This is a genomic window from Flavobacterium collinsii, from assembly GCF_946903285.1.
GTDB lineage: Bacteria > Bacteroidota > Bacteroidia > Flavobacteriales > Flavobacteriaceae > Flavobacterium > Flavobacterium collinsii.
In genome coordinates this window covers 2,568,373-2,587,215 of the sequence record NZ_OX336425.1, presented here as the reverse complement: position 1 = coordinate 2,587,215, position 18,843 = coordinate 2,568,373, and the positions used below count along the sequence as shown (strand labels likewise).

General features: G+C 35.5%; 17 protein-coding genes. All 17 read left to right on the top strand.

The genetic code is table 11. The features are described 5' to 3' along the window. Positions 1-81 precede the first annotated feature (81 nt). The 17 genes from OGZ34_RS10665 to OGZ34_RS10585 all read left to right on the top strand — a co-directional run bounded on the left by OGZ34_RS10665 (position 82) and on the right by OGZ34_RS10585 (position 18,841). Positions 82-1,587 carry a sodium:solute symporter gene (locus OGZ34_RS10665; protein WP_263362998.1) on the top strand — a complete coding sequence of 502 codons (1,506 nt, stop codon included), beginning with the start codon at positions 82-84 and terminating at the stop codon, positions 1,585-1,587. Positions 1,588-1,813: 226 nt separating this feature from the next. After that, on the top strand, positions 1,814-3,022 hold the full coding sequence (locus OGZ34_RS10660) for an anhydro-N-acetylmuramic acid kinase (RefSeq protein ID WP_263362997.1): 1,209 nt from the start codon (positions 1,814-1,816) through the stop codon (positions 3,020-3,022). A 215-nt stretch (positions 3,023-3,237) separates the two neighbouring features. Further along, positions 3,238-4,506 (top strand): acyltransferase family protein, encoded by a 1,269-nt coding sequence (locus tag OGZ34_RS10655; RefSeq protein ID WP_263362996.1) that lies wholly within the window; start codon positions 3,238-3,240, stop codon positions 4,504-4,506. A gap of 83 nt (positions 4,507-4,589) precedes the next feature. After that, a complete protein-coding gene (locus OGZ34_RS10650) occupies positions 4,590-6,161 on the top strand; it encodes a glycoside hydrolase family 10 protein (protein ID WP_263362995.1) in 1,572 nt (523 codons plus the stop codon). Next, positions 6,148-7,470 carry an MFS transporter gene (locus tag OGZ34_RS10645; protein ID WP_173967340.1) on the top strand — a complete coding sequence of 441 codons (1,323 nt, stop codon included), beginning with the start codon at positions 6,148-6,150 and terminating at the stop codon, positions 7,468-7,470. Before OGZ34_RS10650 ends, OGZ34_RS10645 begins: the two co-directional genes overlap by 14 nt. 23 nt (positions 7,471-7,493) lie before the next feature. Further along, positions 7,494-7,835, top strand: a complete 342-nt coding sequence (locus OGZ34_RS10640; RefSeq protein WP_173967339.1) for a hypothetical protein — start codon at positions 7,494-7,496, stop codon at positions 7,833-7,835. A 34-nt stretch (positions 7,836-7,869) separates the two neighbouring features. After that, positions 7,870-8,751, top strand: a complete 882-nt coding sequence (locus OGZ34_RS10635; RefSeq protein WP_263362994.1) for an XAC2610-related protein — start codon at positions 7,870-7,872, stop codon at positions 8,749-8,751. Positions 8,752-8,878: 127 nt separating this feature from the next. Further along, on the top strand, positions 8,879-9,331 hold the full coding sequence (locus tag OGZ34_RS10630) for a GNAT family N-acetyltransferase (protein WP_263362993.1): 453 nt from the start codon (positions 8,879-8,881) through the stop codon (positions 9,329-9,331). 202 nt (positions 9,332-9,533) lie between these two features. After that, positions 9,534-11,147 (top strand): glycoside hydrolase family 3 protein, encoded by a 1,614-nt coding sequence (locus tag OGZ34_RS10625; protein ID WP_263362992.1) that lies wholly within the window; start codon positions 9,534-9,536, stop codon positions 11,145-11,147. 137 nt (positions 11,148-11,284) lie between these two features. Next, positions 11,285-11,923 (top strand): peroxiredoxin, encoded by a 639-nt coding sequence (locus OGZ34_RS10620; RefSeq protein WP_173967336.1) that lies wholly within the window; start codon positions 11,285-11,287, stop codon positions 11,921-11,923. 225 nt (positions 11,924-12,148) lie between these two features. Next, positions 12,149-12,457 carry a thioredoxin family protein gene (locus tag OGZ34_RS10615; RefSeq protein ID WP_007805605.1) on the top strand — a complete coding sequence of 103 codons (309 nt, stop codon included), beginning with the start codon at positions 12,149-12,151 and terminating at the stop codon, positions 12,455-12,457. Between the two features lie 107 nt (positions 12,458-12,564). After that, positions 12,565-12,822, top strand: a complete 258-nt coding sequence (locus OGZ34_RS10610) for a DUF6952 family protein (protein WP_017495510.1) — start codon at positions 12,565-12,567, stop codon at positions 12,820-12,822. Between the two features lie 502 nt (positions 12,823-13,324). Next, positions 13,325-13,822 carry a thiol peroxidase gene (gene tpx / locus OGZ34_RS10605; RefSeq protein ID WP_173967335.1) on the top strand — a complete coding sequence of 166 codons (498 nt, stop codon included), beginning with the start codon at positions 13,325-13,327 and terminating at the stop codon, positions 13,820-13,822. Positions 13,823-13,831: 9 nt separating this feature from the next. Continuing rightward, entirely contained in the window at positions 13,832-14,206 is a 375-nt protein-coding gene (locus OGZ34_RS10600) for a diacylglycerol kinase (RefSeq protein ID WP_089054575.1), read from the top strand. Positions 14,207-14,224: 18 nt separating this feature from the next. Beyond that, on the top strand, positions 14,225-16,678 hold the full coding sequence (locus OGZ34_RS10595) for an FtsK/SpoIIIE family DNA translocase (protein WP_173967334.1): 2,454 nt from the start codon (positions 14,225-14,227) through the stop codon (positions 16,676-16,678). A gap of 7 nt (positions 16,679-16,685) precedes the next feature. Next, complete coding sequence (locus tag OGZ34_RS10590) at positions 16,686-17,378, top strand: LolA family protein (RefSeq protein WP_263362991.1); 693 nt, start codon at positions 16,686-16,688, stop codon at positions 17,376-17,378. 8 nt (positions 17,379-17,386) lie between these two features. Beyond that, entirely contained in the window at positions 17,387-18,841 is a 1,455-nt protein-coding gene (locus OGZ34_RS10585) for an LptF/LptG family permease (protein ID WP_173967332.1), read from the top strand. Positions 18,842-18,843 lie beyond the last annotated feature (2 nt).

Sequence of the window (18,843 nt, the reverse complement as noted above, 5' to 3'; positions counted from 1 at the left end):
GACAATATTGTGTTTAACAGAACTTTTATGGAGCTCATGAACAAGTTAAAAAAATAACCTCACCACTAATCCAAAACCAAAATGTCTTCAAGCACCATATTAATTTTTATCATCGTATATTTTGGCATACTATTACTGATTTCACAAATCATCAGCAAAAAAGGACAGGATAACGATTCGTTTTTCAAAGCCAATAAAAACTCCAAATGGTATTTAGTCGCTTTTGGTATGATTGGCACTTCCCTTTCCGGACTTACTTTTATTTCAGTGCCCGGTGAGGTTGGGTCTCCAAACGGAGAACAGTTCAAATACTTTCAGTTTATATTGGGTCAAGCCGTAGGACTTATCATTATTGCAAAAGTTTTACTTCCTCTATATTACAGAATGAACCTTACTTCGATTTACAGTTATATCGAAAAAAGGATGGGAACAAACAGCTACAAATCCGCAGCTTCTATTTTTTTGGTAAGCCGCACCATAGGTTCTGCTTTGCGTTTTTATTTGGTTGTGCTTGTACTGCAACGCTATGTTTTTGACTACTATCACATTCCGTTTCCGCTCACCGTATTTTTAGGCCTTACCTTTGTTTTTTTATATACTTACAGAAGCGGCTTAAAAGCTATTATTATCACAGACACCCTTCAGACATTCTTTCTGGTGTCCTCTGTTTTTATTACCATATATTTTGTTTTAAACAGTTTAGACCTAACCATTTTCGAATCGGTTTCAGCAATTCGAAACAGTAATTATTCCAAGACCTTTTTCTTTGATGATTTTCTGACGAATAAATTCCATTTTGCCAAACAATTTTTGGGAGGATTGTTTATAATGATTGCGATGGTTGGACTCGATCAGGATTTAATGCAAAAAAATATCAGCTGCAAAAATATCGGAGAAGCACAAAAAAACATGTATACCTTTACCGTTATTTTTGTCACCATCAGTCTTCTTTTTTTAAGTTTGGGAGCCTTACTGTATATGTACGCTGCAAAAAACAATATTGCCGTACCGCTGGACTTAGTAACCAACAAACCCAGAACCGACTTGCTTTTTCCGGAGATTGCACTAAATCATTTGTCGACGATTCCCGCTTTGGTATTTCTGTTAGGAATTATTGCAGCCACTTTTGCCACTACAGATTCTGCTTTAACGGCCCTCACGACTTCTTTTTGTGTTGATTTTCTGGGAATGGATAAAACAGAAAATATTTCAAATCCCAAAAATGTAAAACGAAGACATTTGGTACATCTTGCCTTTTCCTTTCTTTTCTTTCTGGTGATTATTGTTCTGAATTCTTTTAACGATAGCTCTGTTGTTGCACTGGTTTTCAAGGCCGCTTCTTACACTTATGGACCGCTTTTGGGTTTGTATGCTTTTGGATTACTTCAGAAAAACAGAATTGTACAAGACAAACTGGTACCTTGGTTTTGTATTCTCGCTCCTGTGTTGACGTATTTATTAAGCGAAAATTCCAAAGCCCTTTTCGGTTATGTCTTTGACAATGAATTAATAATTGTTAATGCGCTGATTACTTATACAGGCCTTTATTTTACCAGTAAAAAAACCGACAAAAAAATATACTTTTAAGCCGATTACTGCCAAAATACTCTAATTTTAACCCGTTAACAAAAAATAATACATCTTTTACATACGATTTGTGAATAAAAAATTTCGCCACGAATTCACGAATTATTATAAAGCAATAATTCGTGAATTTGTGGCGGAAAACAAATCTATCTGTTAAAACAATTATACCAACGAGTTCATTTTATCACTTTTATAATTCAAATCGTCTTTATAAAATTCAATTTTCATGAATAAAAATATAAATGCTCTGTACCAAATTGCTCAAAAAGAGACCCGCAGCATTATTGGGTTAATGTCCGGCACTTCACTTGACGGGCTCGATATTGCCTTATGCGAAATTTCGGGTTCAGGGCAAAATAGCGCTGTCAAAATAACTGAATTTGAAACCATCGATTATTCGGAAGACATTAAAACTGAAATTCGTAAAGTTTTTGCGAAGAAAGAAATTGATTTTCAGCATTTGGTCATGCTCAACGAGTGGATTGGAATTTTGCATGCCGAAATGATTAACGATTTTCTGAAAAAACGAAATATTCCCGCCAGCCAAATCGATTTGATTGCCTCACACGGACAGACGGTTTTGCACGCACCCAAGTTCTTGCACCAGCAGGAGAAATTTCCAAACGCCACTTTGCAAATTGGTGACGGCGATCATATTGCCGTAAAAACAGGCATCATTACCCTCTCTGATTTTAGACAAAAACACATTGCTGCAGGTGGCGAAGGAGCTCCTTTGGCCGTTTATGGTGATTATTTTTTATTTGGAAAAAAGGGAGAAAACCGCATCATGCTCAATATGGGTGGTATTGCAAATTTTACTTTTTTACCCGCTTCTTTAAATTCTGAAGAAACCTTCGTAACCGATACCGGAACCGGCAATACGCTCATCGATCTTTTTACCAAACACTACTATCCTCAAAAAAGTTACGACAAAGATGCTGAAATAGCCAAACAAGGAACCATAAACCAGTTGTTACTAAACCATTTAAAAGACGATGCTTTTTTTCGTCAGGAATTCCCAAAAACTATTGGACCTGAACTTTTTAGTGATGAATACGTAAAAGCAGCTTTAGCCAAAAGTACTCCCGATACCATTTCGCCTCCGGATTTGCTGGCTACTTTAACCCGTTTTAGTGCCGAAACAATCGCCGAAGCCATTCAGTATGCCGTAAGCCATTCAAATTCTAAACTGGAAGATTTCAAAATTTACCTGTCCGGCGGAGGTACGCACAACCCTTTATTAGTCCAATGGCTTAAAGAATTGTTGCCTTGCGATTTTCATAAAACAGATGAACTGGGTATTTCAGGCGATGCCAAAGAAGCCGTTTTGTTTGCTATTCTAGCCAATGAAACTATAGCCGGAGATGATTTTAATTTTGGATCGCATAAAGGAATCCCATCCGTAACCATGGGGAAAATTTCGTTACCACAGTAAATAAAAAATTGGGTATAATCCCTCAAAGATTAAATAAACACATAGAAACATAGGTTTTATGTGTAAAAAAGAATACAAAAAAGAAACCCGTTTCCTTCACATAGCAGGCTATGTGTGTTGAGAAAAAGTGAAACGCCTGTTCTTTAGTTTGCAAAATACTATGTCACTATGTGTTAAAAATAAGTACCCCGAAACGGATTAAATAAAATAAAAAAATGAAAGATCGTATCATTTCAGTTGATGTTTTAAGAGGACTCACCGTCTTGTTAATGACCGTTGTAAACAATCCGGGAAGTTGGGATTACGTTTACCCCATTCTCGATCACGCAAAATGGAACGGCTGTACCTTAGCCGATCTTGTTTTTCCGTTTTTTATTCTGGTTGTCGGAATTGCGATTCCTCTTGCCATGCCCATCAAACAGGACAAACCCGAAAATATCTTAAAAATAATTACCCGTTCCCTGCGCATTATTTGCCTTGGGTTCTTTCTGTACTTTTTTAACAGCATTTATTTTTTAGGACTAGATGGATTCCCGCTCCTTCTGGTGCGCTTACTTATTACTGCCGCAGTTGGATATGCTTTAATTGGAAATTTCAATCTTAAAACCAAAACCATTTTGGCCGTCGGGCTTTTCGTCATTTTCCTGACTTTAGCTTACGGTGGACACGAAAATTTCAGCGATGTCAGGCTTCCGGGTGTGTTGCAACGCATCGGGATTGTCTATTTATTGGTGTCGATTGTTTATTTAAAAACAAACATAAAAACTCAAATCCTTCTAAGTGTCCTTATTTTATTGGGATACTGGGCCATAATGACGCTGATTCCCGTTCCCGGAATTGGTCCTGCAAACCTCGAACCCGGTACCAATTTAGCTTCGTGGCTGGATAGTATTTTACTCAAAGATCACATGTATATCGCTACCAAAACCTGGGATCCCGAAGGTGTTTTAAGCACAGTACCCACTATAGCCAACGGATTGATTGGTTTACTAATTGGACAATTACTGCTTAAACCTTTACCTAAAATCGAAATTGCTAAAAAAATGGGAATCTTAAGCAGCGTACTCCTTATTTCAGGGTTGCTATGGTCAATTGTTTTCCCGTTAAACAAAGCACTCTGGAGCAGTTCTTATGTATTATTTACTGCCGGAATTGCCCTTTTCCTTCTAACTCTGATTTATTATATCGTAGACGTACTGAATCATAACAAATGGACATCTTTTTTACTAAGCTGGGGTGTAAACCCGATGATCGTATTCTTTGTTTCCGGAATATTGCCGCGTGCACTCGCGTTGCTTAAAGTTCAGAACCCTCAAAATATTTCAGATCCCATCAACGTTAGAGACTATGCTTACCAATACTGGATCAGTCCGCTTTTTGAAAATCAAATGTTATCTTCCCTGACCTATTCTATACTATATGTTCTTTTGTGGAGTTGTATGTTAGGATATTTTTACAAAAAAGGACTCATTTTTAAGGTATAATTTTTGTAAAAAAAACGAAGAGCATATAATTTCTTATACTCATCTAAAAAAACTATTTTTGGTTTCTGTTAAAAAAGATTGAAATGCATAAAAATCAGCAACTATTATTCTCTATTCTATTTTTATTTCTCTTTGGATGGAAATCCAATGCACAGGAAAAAAACCTTTACCCTAAAAACGAATTTAGAGGGGTCTGGATTGCAACCGTGGTAAATATCGACTGGCCCAAAACGGCTACAGACGGCGTGGAGAAAGAAAAAGCAGACTATCTTGAAATTTTAGAAGCTTATAAAAAATTAAATTACAACGCCGTAATTGTTCAGGTGAGAAGTGTTGGTGATGCTTTGTACCCTACAGAACTGGCACCCTGGTCCCGTTTCCTGACTGGTAAAGAAGGTCAGGCACCAAATCCGTATTACGACACATTGGCCTGGATGATCGAGGAAGCCCATAAAAGAGGTTTTGAATTTCACGCCTGGCTGAATCCATATCGCGCCACTTTCGATCTAAACAAACAGCAACTTAGCCCCAATCACGACATTTTTAAACATCCGGAATGGATGATCGAATATGCCGGAAAAATATATTACGATCCGGCATTGCCTGAAGTGCAGGAACACTTAACCAAAGTAGTAAAAGAAGTAGTTGACAAATACGATATCGACGCCATTCATTTTGACGATTATTTTTATCCGTACACTGTTCCGGGAAAAACCTTTAACGATACTGCCTCTTATAAAAAATACGGAGCCGGACTAAGCATTGGCGATTGGCGTCGTGCAAATGTGAGCAATTTTGTACACACCATTTCTACAATGATAAAAGCCAGTAAACCATGGGTACAATTCGGAATCAGTCCGTTTGGCGTTTGGAGAAATAAATCTCAGGATCCAAAAGGTTCTGAAACCCAATCGACTTCCAATTATGACGATTTGTACGCTGATCCTGTTTTATGGATGGATCAAAAATGGATCGATTACATCCTGCCTCAATTGTACTGGAGCATGAACAACCCGAGAGCCTCCTATTCAAAATTAGTAAAATGGTGGTCAGAGAACTCAAACAATACCGCTTTGTATATCGGACATGCCTCTTATAAAATTAGAGGAGATAATGATAAAAGCTGGAATTTTGCAAGTGAAATCCCAAATCAGATTGATTATGCCCGAAGCTTCAAAAAAGTAAGCGGAAGTGCTTATTTCAGCTCCAAATGGTTCATGAACAAAAACTTTGACATTGTTCGTCTTTTAGAGGAAAATCAATACAAGTATCCGGCACTTCCGGCTGCAGTTCCTAATTTAAAACACATTGTAATCGATATACCAGTTGTAAATGAATACTCAAAAGACAGCAGCAAATACACCTTCACGATCAAAAATCCGTTGAACACAAAAGTGCGCTATATGGTAATTTATGGTGGTGATCATGTCTCGAAAGTAGATATTAATGATGCTACAAAAATCATCGATAAAATTACAGTTCACGAAACTGGCGATGTGATTACCTTTAACATTCCTGCCGAAAAAATCAGCAAGTACAAAGCCTGTGCCGTAACTTTTATCGATTATTATGCTAATGAAAGTACTCCTGCTGCCATCGACTTAAAAAAGACATTTAAACCTTATACCCCTGCTCAGCCTAATGAAAACAGATAATAAACCATGGTTCTGGATTCCGTTTCTCAATTTTGCATCTGGATTACCTTATGCCATCATTATCTCCGTTTCAGTAATTATGTACAAAAATCTGGGGATTTCAAATGAAGATATCGGCGTTTACACCAGTTTATTATACTTACCCTGGGTGATAAAACCACTCTGGAGCCCTTTTATTGAATTGACAGGAACTAAAAGAAAATGGTTTTTATCGATGCAATTGCTCATTTCTATTGCTTTTCTACTAGTCGGATTTACGATACCGGCGAGTGGATTTTTCATGATGACTTTAGCCATATTCTGGGTTGCCGCTTTTGCTTCAGCTTCTAATGATATTGCCAGTGATGGCTTTTATCTATTGGTTTTACCAAAAGAGCAACAATCTTTTTTCTTAGGAATCAGAAGTACATTTTACAGACTTTCGATGCTTACCGGAAATGGATTAATTGTTTTGCTTGCAGGTTATTTAGAACATAAATATGGCGACAATACAAAAGCCTGGTCGTATACCATGATTTTTGTTGGTTTATTAATGACATTTATTACCGTTTACAATTTCATCTTTACTCCAAAAGACGAAATAAACACATCAGAAGGAACAGATAAAACACATCATCAAAACTTTGCAACTATATTCATAAGTTTCTTTCAGAAAAAACAAATTGGAGTAATTCTCGCTTTTATCCTTGTTTTCAGACTTGGTGAATCTCAATTACTTAAAATGTTAAGTCCTTTTTTACTTGACGGAAAGGAATTAGGCGGAATGGGATTAGATACGGAAGCAGTTGGAATAATTTACGGAACTTTAGGTATTTTTGCCTTGACTGTTGGAGGAATTTTAGGCGGAATCGCCATCTCTAAACACGGTCTTACCAAATGGATGCTTCCTATGTTTTTGACCATGCATCTCCCTATTCTTGGCTTTATTGGATTGGCTCATTTTCAACCAGAGAATGTTTTCCACCTTCATTTAAATCTTTATTTTTTCGAAATTAACTCTCCTTTAAATCTTTATACCTGTATTACTGTTATTCTGGAACAATTTGGATACGGTTTTGGTTTCACAGGCTTTATGATGTATTTAATACATGTTGCAGAAGGAGAATCAAAAACCGCACATTATGCGCTTGCGACTGGTTTTATGGCATTAGGAATGATGCTTCCGGGAATGCTTAGTGGCTTTATACAAAAATATTTAGGCTATGAAAACTTCTTTATTTGGGTCATAATAGCTACAATTCCAGGTCTTATTTTATCACGTTTTTTAATTTTCCCGAAAGATTTTGGGAAAAAATCTGAAGAAGTTTAAACCCCAAATCAAACATCTTACCTATGGAAATCAATGAGAATTTGCAGGCCGAACGCAACTTAAAAGGAACTGAGTTCGAGAAAACAGGAAATTTAGAAAAAGCAATTGAGCTATACGAGGAAAATGTCAAAGAAAGCTTTAAAGGAAATCATCCTTATGATCGATTAGCAACGATCTACAAAAACGAAAATAATATCGATAATGAAATTAGAGTTTTAGAAAAAGCCATTATCGTTTATGAAGAAATTACAATCGAAGACAGAATTGAAGGTTTACCGAAACTCTTCCGTTTCAAAAACCGATTAGAAAAAGCAATTGAAACTAAGAAACAATTAGCCAAACAAAAAAAGGCAAAACTTAAATAAGAACAGACCTTAATTTCTAAGTTTTCGTAACCGCATGAAGACAAAACTAAACATAGTAGCAATAGTAGTAATCATACTGCTATTATTTTCATGCGAACAATCAAACGAAAAGAAAAAGAAATCTGTCGTTAAAAAAGATTCCGCTTCGACAACGTTATTACAAAAGGAAAAAGAACGTTTAGAAAAAAGAAAAAAAATAGAACAGCAAAATAAAATAGATAGTTTAAAATTTGACCAGATTCTAACAGATGCAGTAAAAATTGCAACACAAAATATTTATAAGAATAAATTTCACAACGAATATAAAGTGGATACTGCAATTGAAGTGGAGATAAGTTTCGATAATCATTTCACCAAAAAGAATCCTCATTTAATTATTCACCGATACGGAATAGACGATGTATACATCGACATCTATTCAAAAGTTAACAATAAATTTAAGAAGGTGGTCTCCCATAAAGAATGGAGTATGACTTATAGAAATGACACTATTCGAGATATTAATGGAGATGGATTAAAAGATTTCGTTTTAAATTGGTATGGTGCGACCGGGTGTTGCTTAAAAGCTTTCAGTAATGTTTACTTACTCAGAGAAGACCAAAAAACTTTTTCAAATAGTTTTGAATTTATCAATCCAACTTTCTCTCCTAAAGAAAAAATAATAAGAGGTGTACAATATGGTCATCCAGGAGAAACTGAGATGTATAAATATAAATGGAATGGCGAGACAATTGACACTCTGGAATATGTCTACTATGAAAAAGACAAAAACGACAAGAAAACCGGTAAATTAATTATCTCAAAAAACAAACCTTATAACACTAATAAAAAAGAGACCGTGATATTGAGTTCAATGCCTAATGAATATAAGATAATTGAGGGTTATGATTGGTTTACGGGGAAAGGTTATGAATAAAAAGCCGCTTTAAAGAGCATTTTTATGAAAACGCAAACTTTTTAATCCTGAAAAACAAATTTCATCTTAGCCAAAAACAACATATTATAAAGATCCTTTTTTCAAAAACGAAAATAAATTTAACATCATGATTAGTTTAAAAAGAACCAACTCTGAAGATACTGATTTTAAAAATCTGGTCGTTTTACTGGATCAGGATTTAAAAATCCGAGACGGAGAAGACCATACCTTTTACAATCAGTTTAACAAAACCGATCTCATCAAACATGTTGTCGTTTACTATGAAAATGATATAGCAGTTGGTTGTGGCGCTTTCAGAGAAAAAGAAAAAGATACGGTAGAAATCAAACGCATGTTTGTACATCCGGATTTCCGCAAAAGAGGAATTGCTTCTCAGGTTCTGGCAGAACTGGAACGATGGGCCAAGGAAGCTGAATACCATTATACGATTTTAGAAACCGGTAAAAATCAGCCGGAGGCAATCAATTTGTACCAAAAATTAGGTTACGCTATTATTCCAAATTATCCTCCTTACGAAAAAATGGAGAATAGTGTTTGCATGAAAAAGGCTTTAGAATAATCTATTGGGTGTAATTATTTTTAACACATAGAAGCATAGATTTTTTTAGCAGAAAAAAAGCGTTTCACTTATTTAAAATACACAAAGCCGGTTACATGAAAGAAATATAATTCTTTTTTGTATCCTTTTTTACACATAAGATCTATGTTTCTATGTGTTTAATTAAACTTTTACGAATTACAACCTAACGGGTTTTATACTAATGAAAATGACAGCACAAGCATTAAGACAAAAAGTGGGACAATTCTTTTTTCCTGCAGTTTTTATAAACGATACCGAAGAAAACATTCAGGAAACCGAACGTTTAATAAAAGAACATAACATTGGTGGGCTTACCTTTTTTCACAGCCGTGCCAGTGCTGCAACGAACTACGAAAGCAAGAAAAAAGTCATTTTTAATGACGATAGTTATCAAAAAATAAAAGACCTGATTGTTCGTTATCAAAAAGCAGCTTCTACCCCCCTTTTAATCAGTATTGATGCCGAATGGGGCTTGGCGATGCGCATTGAGAAAACACCGCAATACCCTTACGCGATCACGTTGGGAGCTTTACCGGAAAGCAAATCAAATTTGGTTTATGAAGTTGGAAAACAAATTGGTTTAGATTTAAAAGCGGCCGGAATTCATTACAATCTGTCGCCACTAGCCGACATTAACAACAACCCGAATAATCCGGTAATAGGTTATCGTTCTTTTGGTGAGAACAAAGAAAAAGTAGCCCATTTTGCTGTCGAATATCTTAAAGGTATGTCCGAGGTCGGAATTTTAGGCTGCCTGAAACACTTTCCCGGACACGGAAATACCAATGTCGATTCGCATCTGGGATTACCCGTTTTAAACGAAACTTTGGAAGAATTACTGGAGAATGAATTGTACCCATTTATTAAAGGAATTGAGAACAATGTCGATTCGATTATGATTGGACATTTGGCGGTTCCAAGTTTAAATGATGGAAAAAACACATCGGCGACTTTATCAAAACCTATTATCGAAACACTTTTACGAGAACAACTGGGTTACGACGGTTTAGTAATTTCTGACGCCCTGAACATGCACAGCGTTTCTAAATTATACGAAACCAAAGGAGAACTCGAATGGGAAGCCTTCAATGCCGGTAACGACGTTTTATGTTTCGCCGAAAATGTTCCGGAAGGAATTGAATCTATTCTTAAAAATGCTTCTCCGGAACGCATTGAAGAAAGTTTTAACAGAATCATTAGCGCCAAACAAAAAGTTGGCATTTTAGATGAAACTCCCTTTACTTCAGGAGAACTGAATTTTGAAAACGCTTCGGCTTTAAACCTTGAAATTGCTCAAAATTCTATCACCAAAATCATCGATAATTTCACTACAGAACAGATTCTTGAAGCGCAAAAAAACAAACAGCTGGCCAAACTCAGTTTGTACAAAAACAACAATAATCCTTTCTTTCAAACCTTAAATTCAAAATTAAATTCAGCTGAATTTGCTTTTGAAAATCCGGAAGATTCAAATATTCAGGAAATCCAAAAAAATCTGGAACCGTTTGAAACCATTATCATTTCCTTATTTGTTCCGAAAGCAAAACCGATGAACAATTTCGAAATCAATACTGAAGTTTTAGCACTGCTCTCGGATTTGCTTCAAACTAAAAAATGTATTCTTTATGTTTTCGGAAATCCATATGTTTTACCGATAATTCCAAACCTTTCAAAGGCTTCAGGACTTATTCAGGTATATCAGGATTTTGAAGAGTTTCAAAAAAATGCCGGAATTCAATTTCTTGAAAATGGAATTTGCAAAGGCAGCCTTCCTGTAAATATTGACATTCAATAACTTACAACTCACAAACAATCAAACATAATCAAAAACTATCAGTTAATAAATATTTATAATCACATCTTATTGTAAGAATGTATACTTATACCCTACTTTTGCACCAGAAATAAATTTTTAACTTTAAAACGAAAAATATGTCTTTAGTAGGAAAAAAATTCCCAAGTATTGCAGTTGATGCTATCTCTGAAATGGGTGATAATTTAAAAATCAACATTTTTGAAGAAGCAGTAAACAACAACAAAAAAGTATTATTGTTTTGGTACCCAAAAGATTTCACTTTTGTTTGCCCAACTGAATTACACGCCTTCCAAGCTGCTTTACCAGAATTTGAAAAAAGAAATACTATCGTAATCGGAGCTTCATGTGACACAAACGAAGTACACTTTGCTTGGTTAAACACTCCAAAAAACAATGGTGGAATCGAAGGTGTAACTTACCCAATCTTAGCAGATACTAACCGTAACTTAGCTAATATTTTAGGTATTCTTGATATCGAAGCTACAAGCTACAGCGAAGAAACTGATTCAGTTATCATCGAAGGTTCAAACGTACCATACAGAGCTACTTACTTAATTGACGAAACTGGAAAAATTTTCCACGAAAGTGTTAACGATATGCCATTAGGACGTAACGTAAACGAATACTTAAGAATGGTAGACGCTTACACTCATATTCAAACTAAAGGTGAAGTTTGTCCTGCAAACTGGGAAGCTGGAAAAGAAGCAATGAGCGCAGACAGATTAAGTACTGCTGAGTATTTGAGCGCAAACTAATTTTTTAAAAGTTACAAAGGTTCATAGGTACAGAGTGGCAAAGTGTTTTTGTCACAATGGATAACGTTATTATTTTTAATCCCGTGAACCTTTGTAACTTTAACTCTCCTAAAAAAATACGGCAAAGATTAAACAACGAAAGAAATTTGTTGTGATATTAAACAAAGTTTTCAAAACTTTGTCCCTCTGCACCTTTGCCACTTTGAACCTTAAAAATATAAACAAATGTTAATCGACTTAAACGAAGATACGTTAGCAGATTTAGTTGCTAAAAACGAAAAAGTAGTAGTACAATATTCAGCTTCATGGTGTGGAAATTGCCGTATTATGAAACCAAAATTCAAAAAATTAGCAACAGAAAACGAAGCTATCACTTTTGTTTTGGTTGATGCTGAAAATTCTCCGGAATCAAGAAAGTTAGCCAATGTAAGCAACCTGCCTACTTTCGCTACTTTTGTAAACGGACAATTGGTTGGAGAAACTCAAACCAACAAACAAGAAGTTTTAATCGACTTGGTAAACGCTATCGCGTAATGAGATTGGTTAGACTTACTTAGATCTTTAGACTCCTTAGACGACGTCTGAATTTTCAAGAAAGTCTAAGAAATCTAAGAATGTCTAAAAATCTAAGAAATCTAATTATGAAATTACCCGTAATAAAGCAATTGACCCAATTCATCGAAGAAAACGATCAGGATTATATCATTGAAACCATCGAAGTTTTAGAAGCTATGACTGAAATTCCGTCTTTAAAAGATGAAGAATTAGATGTAATTGGCGAATTAATTTCAAATATGTATGGTGCGCTTGAAGTACATAAAATGGTAGTTCAGGGCACTGATAAAAAAGAAGCTCTAAACGCGTTTATGAAACGTGTTTTAGGTTCCATCGATAAATAATCGAGCATTACAAATAAAAAAAAACATGACAAGGAAAAAAGCGTTTCAATTTTGAGACGCTTTTTTTTAGTTTTCAGTCTAAGTATTCAGTCTAAGTATTCAGTCTCAGTTCTCAGTCTCAGTATTCAGTCTCAGTATTCAGTCTCAGTATTCAGTCTCAGTTTTCGGTCGTGGTCATAGTTTACAGCCTCAGTTTGCCATCACACTCTCGGTTTAAACCACGAGTGTTCTCCTGAGCGAGGTCGAAGGAGACCCGAGCGATAGTGTATAGACGAAGCGGATCAAACAAGAAACTCTACAATCAAAATCACCAATCTTTATCGATTCACTGGCGCGATTTCTCATTCATCGAAATGACATACTTTGCGATAAATCTAAAATAATTCATGAATTCGTGGCCGTCCACAAAACATCCTTAATCTCTCCTTAAACCCACGAACAAATACTTTTAGATTCAAATATTAATCCTTACTTTTGAACCTCATTAATTTAAATAAAAATCATGGCTTCAATAACATTGGGAGGAAATCCTATTCATACTTCAGGCGAGTTACCAACAGTTGGATCGCAACTAGCTGATTTCAAATTAGTACAGAACGATTTATCCGTTGCTTCTTTAAGCAATTTCGCCGGAAAAAAATTAGTTTTAAACATTTTCCCGAGTATTGATACCGGAACTTGTGCTACATCTGTTAGAAAATTCAACGAAAGCGCCAGCAATTTAGAGAACACAACTGTATTGTGTATTTCAAGAGATTTGCCATTTGCTCAAAAACGTTTTTGTGGCGCTGAAGGATTAGAAAATGTAGTTAATTTATCTGATTTCCAAGCAGGAGATTTTGGAAAAACTAATGGTTTAGAAATTGTTGACGGACCTTTAGCAGGCTTACATTCAAGAGCAATCATTGTAGTTGATGCTGATGGAAAAGTAATTCACACAGAACAAGTAGCTGAAATTGCTAACGAACCAAATTACGAAGCAGCTTTAGCAGCACTATAAGATCTTTAAATGGAATTTCAAAAAGATAATACCTTTGTTACTGGCCGATTAAAAAGTATGACATACGCTTTTAATGGAGCCGTAAAACTTATTAAAACAGAACACAGCATTATGGTTCAATTCTCTCTAGGAATTATCATGACCATTGCCGGGTTTTATTTTCATATTTCACAGACCGAATGGCTGTGTCAAACATTAGCCATAGGTTTAGTTTTAAGTGTTGAAGGTCTGAATACCGCAGTAGAAAAAATTGCTGATTTTATTCACCCTGATTACAGCAAACGAATCGGTTTTATTAAAGATATTGCGGCCGGAGCGGTATTTTTTGCTGCAATGACAGCAATAGCAATAGGCTTAATCATTTATATCCCAAAATTTACATAGGCAACAGGAAACGCAAGAATGGCAAAAACAACCAAAAAAGAAACTTTAGACAAAAAAAACGAACCAAAGACTGAAACGGCAAAGTACTGGAAATTAACCAAGCAACAAAAGTTTGTTTCCGGATGCCTTTTGGTGCTCTTTTCAGTTGCACTATTAGTTGCATTTATTTCTTTTTATGTCAACGGACAATGGCAATCTGACCAAAGTGCTGTAAGCCAGCTTGGCGATCGTGCTGAAGTTGTAGAAAACTGGCTCGGGAAATTCGGGGCTTTCCTCGCCGATCTTATTGTATACAAAGGTTTTGGTATTGCCGCTTTTATACTGGTACGTTTATTTTTCCTTACCGGAATGTTTCTGGCCCTGGAACTCTCTACCAAAAAATTAAAAAACATTTGGTTTTGGGATCTTTTTGCTATTATTATTGTTTCTGTCCTTTTTGGATTTTTTGCCACATCGGCACCTGAATTGGGTGGAACAATTGGATACGAGCTTAACCTGTTTTTACAAGATTACATTGGAAAAACAGGTACTTTACTTACGCTTCTTTTTGGATTAATTGTGTACCTGATTTTCAAAATCAAACTATCACCTGAAAAAATTCAAACGTTTTTTGATTCTACCAAAAAAGAATTCAGTTCGGAACTAGCCGCTATGAAAAAACCTCAGGAAGCCGAAAGTGCTTATAACTTAGAGGAATTTGCAATCAAGGAAGAAGATTCGGAATTAGACAATATTCACTTAAAATCTGATGTCAGCCAATTCGAAATCAATAAAGAAGCATTGAAACCAACCATTTCAAATGCATCCGAAATTGATTTGAATCCGATTTTAAAACCAGTTCAAATGGATGTAAATCCGGTAACTGTTAAAACTCCTGTTCACACAGAAGAATTCGTAATTGAAAAAGCGGAAGAAGAGGATATTATCGAAGAAAATCTGGCTTCACGTCTGGTAGCCGATTTCGGATTATTTGATCCAACTTTAGATTTATCCAATTACAAATTCCCAACAATTGATTTATTAAAAGAATATTCGACTGGCGGAATCACCATCAATCAGGAAGAATTAGAAGAAAATAAAAACAAAATTGTAGATACACTCCGCAATTACAAAATTGAAATTGCCCAAATTAAAGCAACCGTTGGTCCATCGGTAACTTTATACGAAATTGTACCGGAAGCCGGAATCAGAATCTCTAAAATTAAAAGCCTGGAAGACGATATCGCGCTATCGCTTTCGGCACTAGGAATTCGTATTATAGCTCCAATTCCAGGAAAAGGAACGATTGGTATCGAGGTTCCAAATAAGAACCCAACAATGGTTTCAATGAAAAGTGTTATTGGATCAGCTAAATTTCAGGAAGCTGAAATGGAATTGCCAATTGCTTTAGGAAAAACCATCTCAAACGAAACTTTTGTAGTCGATTTAGCCAAAATGCCTCACTTATTGATGGCGGGAGCAACCGGACAAGGAAAATCTGTAGGTTTGAATGCCGTTTTAACCTCTCTTTTATACAAGAAACATCCGGCTGAAGTCAAATTCGTACTGGTAGATCCGAAAAAAGTAGAGCTAACACTTTTCAATAAAATTGAAAGACATTATTTAGCCAAACTTCCAGATACCGAAGATGCTATCATCACAGACAATGCCAAGGTAGTAAATACGCTGAACTCTCTTTGTACCGAAATGGACAACCGTTACTCCTTACTAAAAGACGCAATGGTACGTAACATTAAAGAGTATAACGAAAAATTCAGAGCTCGAAAATTGAACCCTGAAGCAGGTCACCGCTTTTTACCTTATATTATTTTAGTAGTAGATGAGTTCGCTGATTTGATTATGACAGCCGGTAAAGAAGTCGAAATTCCGATTGCGCGTTTAGCTCAGCTGGCTCGTGCTATTGGTATTCACTTAATTATCGCCACTCAAAGACCATCGGTAAACGTTATTACAGGTTTGATTAAAGCCAATTTCCCTGCGAGAATTGCCTTTAGAGTAACTTCCAAAATCGATTCCCGAACTATTCTGGATACCCAGGGAGCTGATCAACTAATTGGACGTGGAGATTTATTATACACCAATGGAAATGATGTGGTACGTGTACAGTGTGCTTTCATCGACACTCCTGAGGTAGAAAAAATTACGGATTTTATCGGTTCGCAAAAAGCTTATGCTACGGCTTATTTGCTTCCGGAGTTTGTTGGAGAAGAAACTGGCATCAATCTTGATGTGGATATTTCCGAAAGAGACACTTTATTCAGAGAAGCTGCAGAGATTATTGTCAATGCACAACAAGGTTCCGCTTCATTACTGCAAAGAAAATTAAAATTGGGATACAACAGAGCCGGTCGATTGATCGACCAGCTGGAAGCAGCCGGAATTGTTGGCCCTTTTGAAGGCAGTAAAGCAAGAACTGTAAACATAACTGACTTAAGTGCTCTTGATCAATTTTTTAACAATGAACAAAATTAACCCCATCATGAAAACAAAAATTCAGGAAATCCAAAACAATTCTATTACTAAGACGACTAAAAAGTGCATTCAAATGGCAGTTTTATTGCTTTTGAGCTTCACTTCTATTCAGGCTCAGGATAAAAAAGCCAAAGATCTATTGAATGAAGTAACTTCTAAAATAAAAAGCTACAACAATATTGTTATTGACTTTAAATACACCCTGAATAACGCCAAAGAAAACATCAACCAGGACAGTAAAGGTAATGTGACAATGAAAGGCAATCAATATGTATTGAATTTTATGGGAGTAACTAAGATATTTGACGGTCAGAAAACTTACACTATTGTTCCGGAGGATGAAGAGGTTACCATTTCTAAAGTAAACGAAAAAGACGATACTGCTATTACACCTTCAAAAATGCTGACTTTCTTCAATTCAGGATATAAATACAATATGGATATTGTTCAAAACGTGAAAGGAAGAAAAATTCAATATATCAAATTAGCCCCTACAAACTCAAAAGACCAAAGAAAAGAAATTCTATTGGGTATTGATGTTCAGACTAAACACATCTATAATTTGATTGAAACCGGAAAAAATGGAACAAAAACCACTTTAACCGTTAATTCTTTTAAAACCAATCAGCCTTTATCAAAAAATCAATTTACATTTGTAGCGAGCAAATATCCAAAATACTACATCAATAAATTAGACTAATTACAAGGTTGAAAATTTTAGACAAATACTTACTAAAAACATTCCTGATTACATTTACTACGGTATTTGTAATCCTTTTTTTTATCTTCATACTTCAAACCGTATGGCTCTTTATCTCAGAACTTGCAGGTAAAGATCTGGATTTGATTTTGGTGGTAAAATTCCTTTTATTCTCCATGCCCCGAATCATTCCGCTGGTTTTACCCCTATCGGTTTTACTTGCCTCCATTATGACTTTTGGTAATTTGGCTGAGAATTATGAATTCGCGGCCATGAAATCATCCGGAATATCACTTCAAAGAGCAATGCGAAGTTTAATCGTATTTATCTTTGTTTTAAGTATAGTCGCTTTTTGGTTCGCCAATAATGTAATTCCGTATGCGGAATACAAGTTTATTAATTTCCGAAAAAACATTGCACAGGCCAAGCCTGCAATGGCAATTGCCGAAGGACAGTTTAATGATGTTGGTTTTTACAACATTAAGGTCAACAAAAAATCCGGTGAAAATGGGAATATTTTAACCGGCGTTACTATTCACGAAAAGCCAACTAATACCGGTGAAAATAAAACGGTAATTAAGGCTAAAAGCGGTAAACTGATGAGTAACGAAAAATCCAGCATTTTAAAATTAGTTTTAAATGATGGTTATTACTATCAGGATGTCACTCCAAAAAAATATGAGGATCGCGCTAAACTGCCTTTCATAAAGGGAGCTTTTAAAAAGCAAATTATCAATATCGACTTATCTGAATTAAACAAAACCGATGACGATAAGGAAAATATAAGCAATACAAACGGAATGCTGAATGTTAGTGAACTTCGTTATACTCTGGATTCACTTAACAAAAATCTGGATAATGAAATTATTTCTTTTTCAGAAAACATCAATCAGCGTGTTGGGATCCGGAAATCGCCGACACCCTTAAAAACAGATAAAAAGAAAAAAGATTTACCCAATAATCTTTTATCGCTCTATACCACTAAAGAGAAATCTGATGTTATTAAAATGGCCAGTAGTAATGTTACAAGCAACATCTATTCTATTGAAACCACACAAAACGATTTAAAAGAGAAACAAAGAGACATCAACAAGCACTTAACGGCCTTATATGAAAAATTCGTTATTGCGTTTGCCTGCTTTCTAATGTTTTTTATTGGTGCGCCATTAGGAGCCATCATCCGTAAAGGAGGACTTGGTTTACCTATTGTTTTTGCAGTTTTAATTTTTATTACTTTCCATTTCATCAATACTTTTGGAAAAAGACTTTCTCAGGAAGGCGCGATGAATCCATTTATAGGATCATGGATGTCTTCTTTCATATTATTGCCTTTAGCAGTTTTATTAACGTATCGCGCTACTAACGACAACGGATTAATCAACTTTGACGCAATTACAACTCCAATATCACAACTATTTCAAAAAATTTCAGAGCGGTTCTTTCCTGCTCAAAATCAAAAATAATT

What these genes read in the sequence shown, in the direction of transcription:
- OGZ34_RS10645 (WP_173967340.1), top strand. Translation starts at nt 6,148, where the DNA reads ATGAAAACAGATAATAAACCATGGTTCTGGATTCCGTTTCTCAATTTT.
- OGZ34_RS10600 (WP_089054575.1), top strand. Translation starts at nt 13,832, where the DNA reads ATGGAATTTCAAAAAGATAATACCTTTGTTACTGGCCGATTAAAAAGT.
- OGZ34_RS10665 (WP_263362998.1), top strand. Translation starts at nt 82, where the DNA reads ATGTCTTCAAGCACCATATTAATTTTTATCATCGTATATTTTGGCATA.
- OGZ34_RS10655 (WP_263362996.1), top strand. Translation starts at nt 3,238, where the DNA reads ATGAAAGATCGTATCATTTCAGTTGATGTTTTAAGAGGACTCACCGTC.
- OGZ34_RS10635 (WP_263362994.1), top strand. Translation starts at nt 7,870, where the DNA reads ATGAAGACAAAACTAAACATAGTAGCAATAGTAGTAATCATACTGCTA.
- OGZ34_RS10610 (WP_017495510.1), top strand. Translation starts at nt 12,565, where the DNA reads ATGAAATTACCCGTAATAAAGCAATTGACCCAATTCATCGAAGAAAAC.
- OGZ34_RS10620 (WP_173967336.1), top strand. Translation starts at nt 11,285, where the DNA reads ATGTCTTTAGTAGGAAAAAAATTCCCAAGTATTGCAGTTGATGCTATC.
- OGZ34_RS10625 (WP_263362992.1), top strand. Translation starts at nt 9,534, where the DNA reads ATGAAAATGACAGCACAAGCATTAAGACAAAAAGTGGGACAATTCTTT.
- OGZ34_RS10640 (WP_173967339.1), top strand. Translation starts at nt 7,494, where the DNA reads ATGGAAATCAATGAGAATTTGCAGGCCGAACGCAACTTAAAAGGAACT.
- OGZ34_RS10630 (WP_263362993.1), top strand. Translation starts at nt 8,879, where the DNA reads ATGATTAGTTTAAAAAGAACCAACTCTGAAGATACTGATTTTAAAAAT.
- OGZ34_RS10595 (WP_173967334.1), top strand. Translation starts at nt 14,225, where the DNA reads ATGGCAAAAACAACCAAAAAAGAAACTTTAGACAAAAAAAACGAACCA.
- OGZ34_RS10660 (WP_263362997.1), top strand. Translation starts at nt 1,814, where the DNA reads ATGAATAAAAATATAAATGCTCTGTACCAAATTGCTCAAAAAGAGACC.
- OGZ34_RS10615 (WP_007805605.1), top strand. Translation starts at nt 12,149, where the DNA reads ATGTTAATCGACTTAAACGAAGATACGTTAGCAGATTTAGTTGCTAAA.
- OGZ34_RS10590 (WP_263362991.1), top strand. Translation starts at nt 16,686, where the DNA reads ATGAAAACAAAAATTCAGGAAATCCAAAACAATTCTATTACTAAGACG.
- tpx (WP_173967335.1), top strand. Translation starts at nt 13,325, where the DNA reads ATGGCTTCAATAACATTGGGAGGAAATCCTATTCATACTTCAGGCGAG.
- OGZ34_RS10650 (WP_263362995.1), top strand. Translation starts at nt 4,590, where the DNA reads ATGCATAAAAATCAGCAACTATTATTCTCTATTCTATTTTTATTTCTC.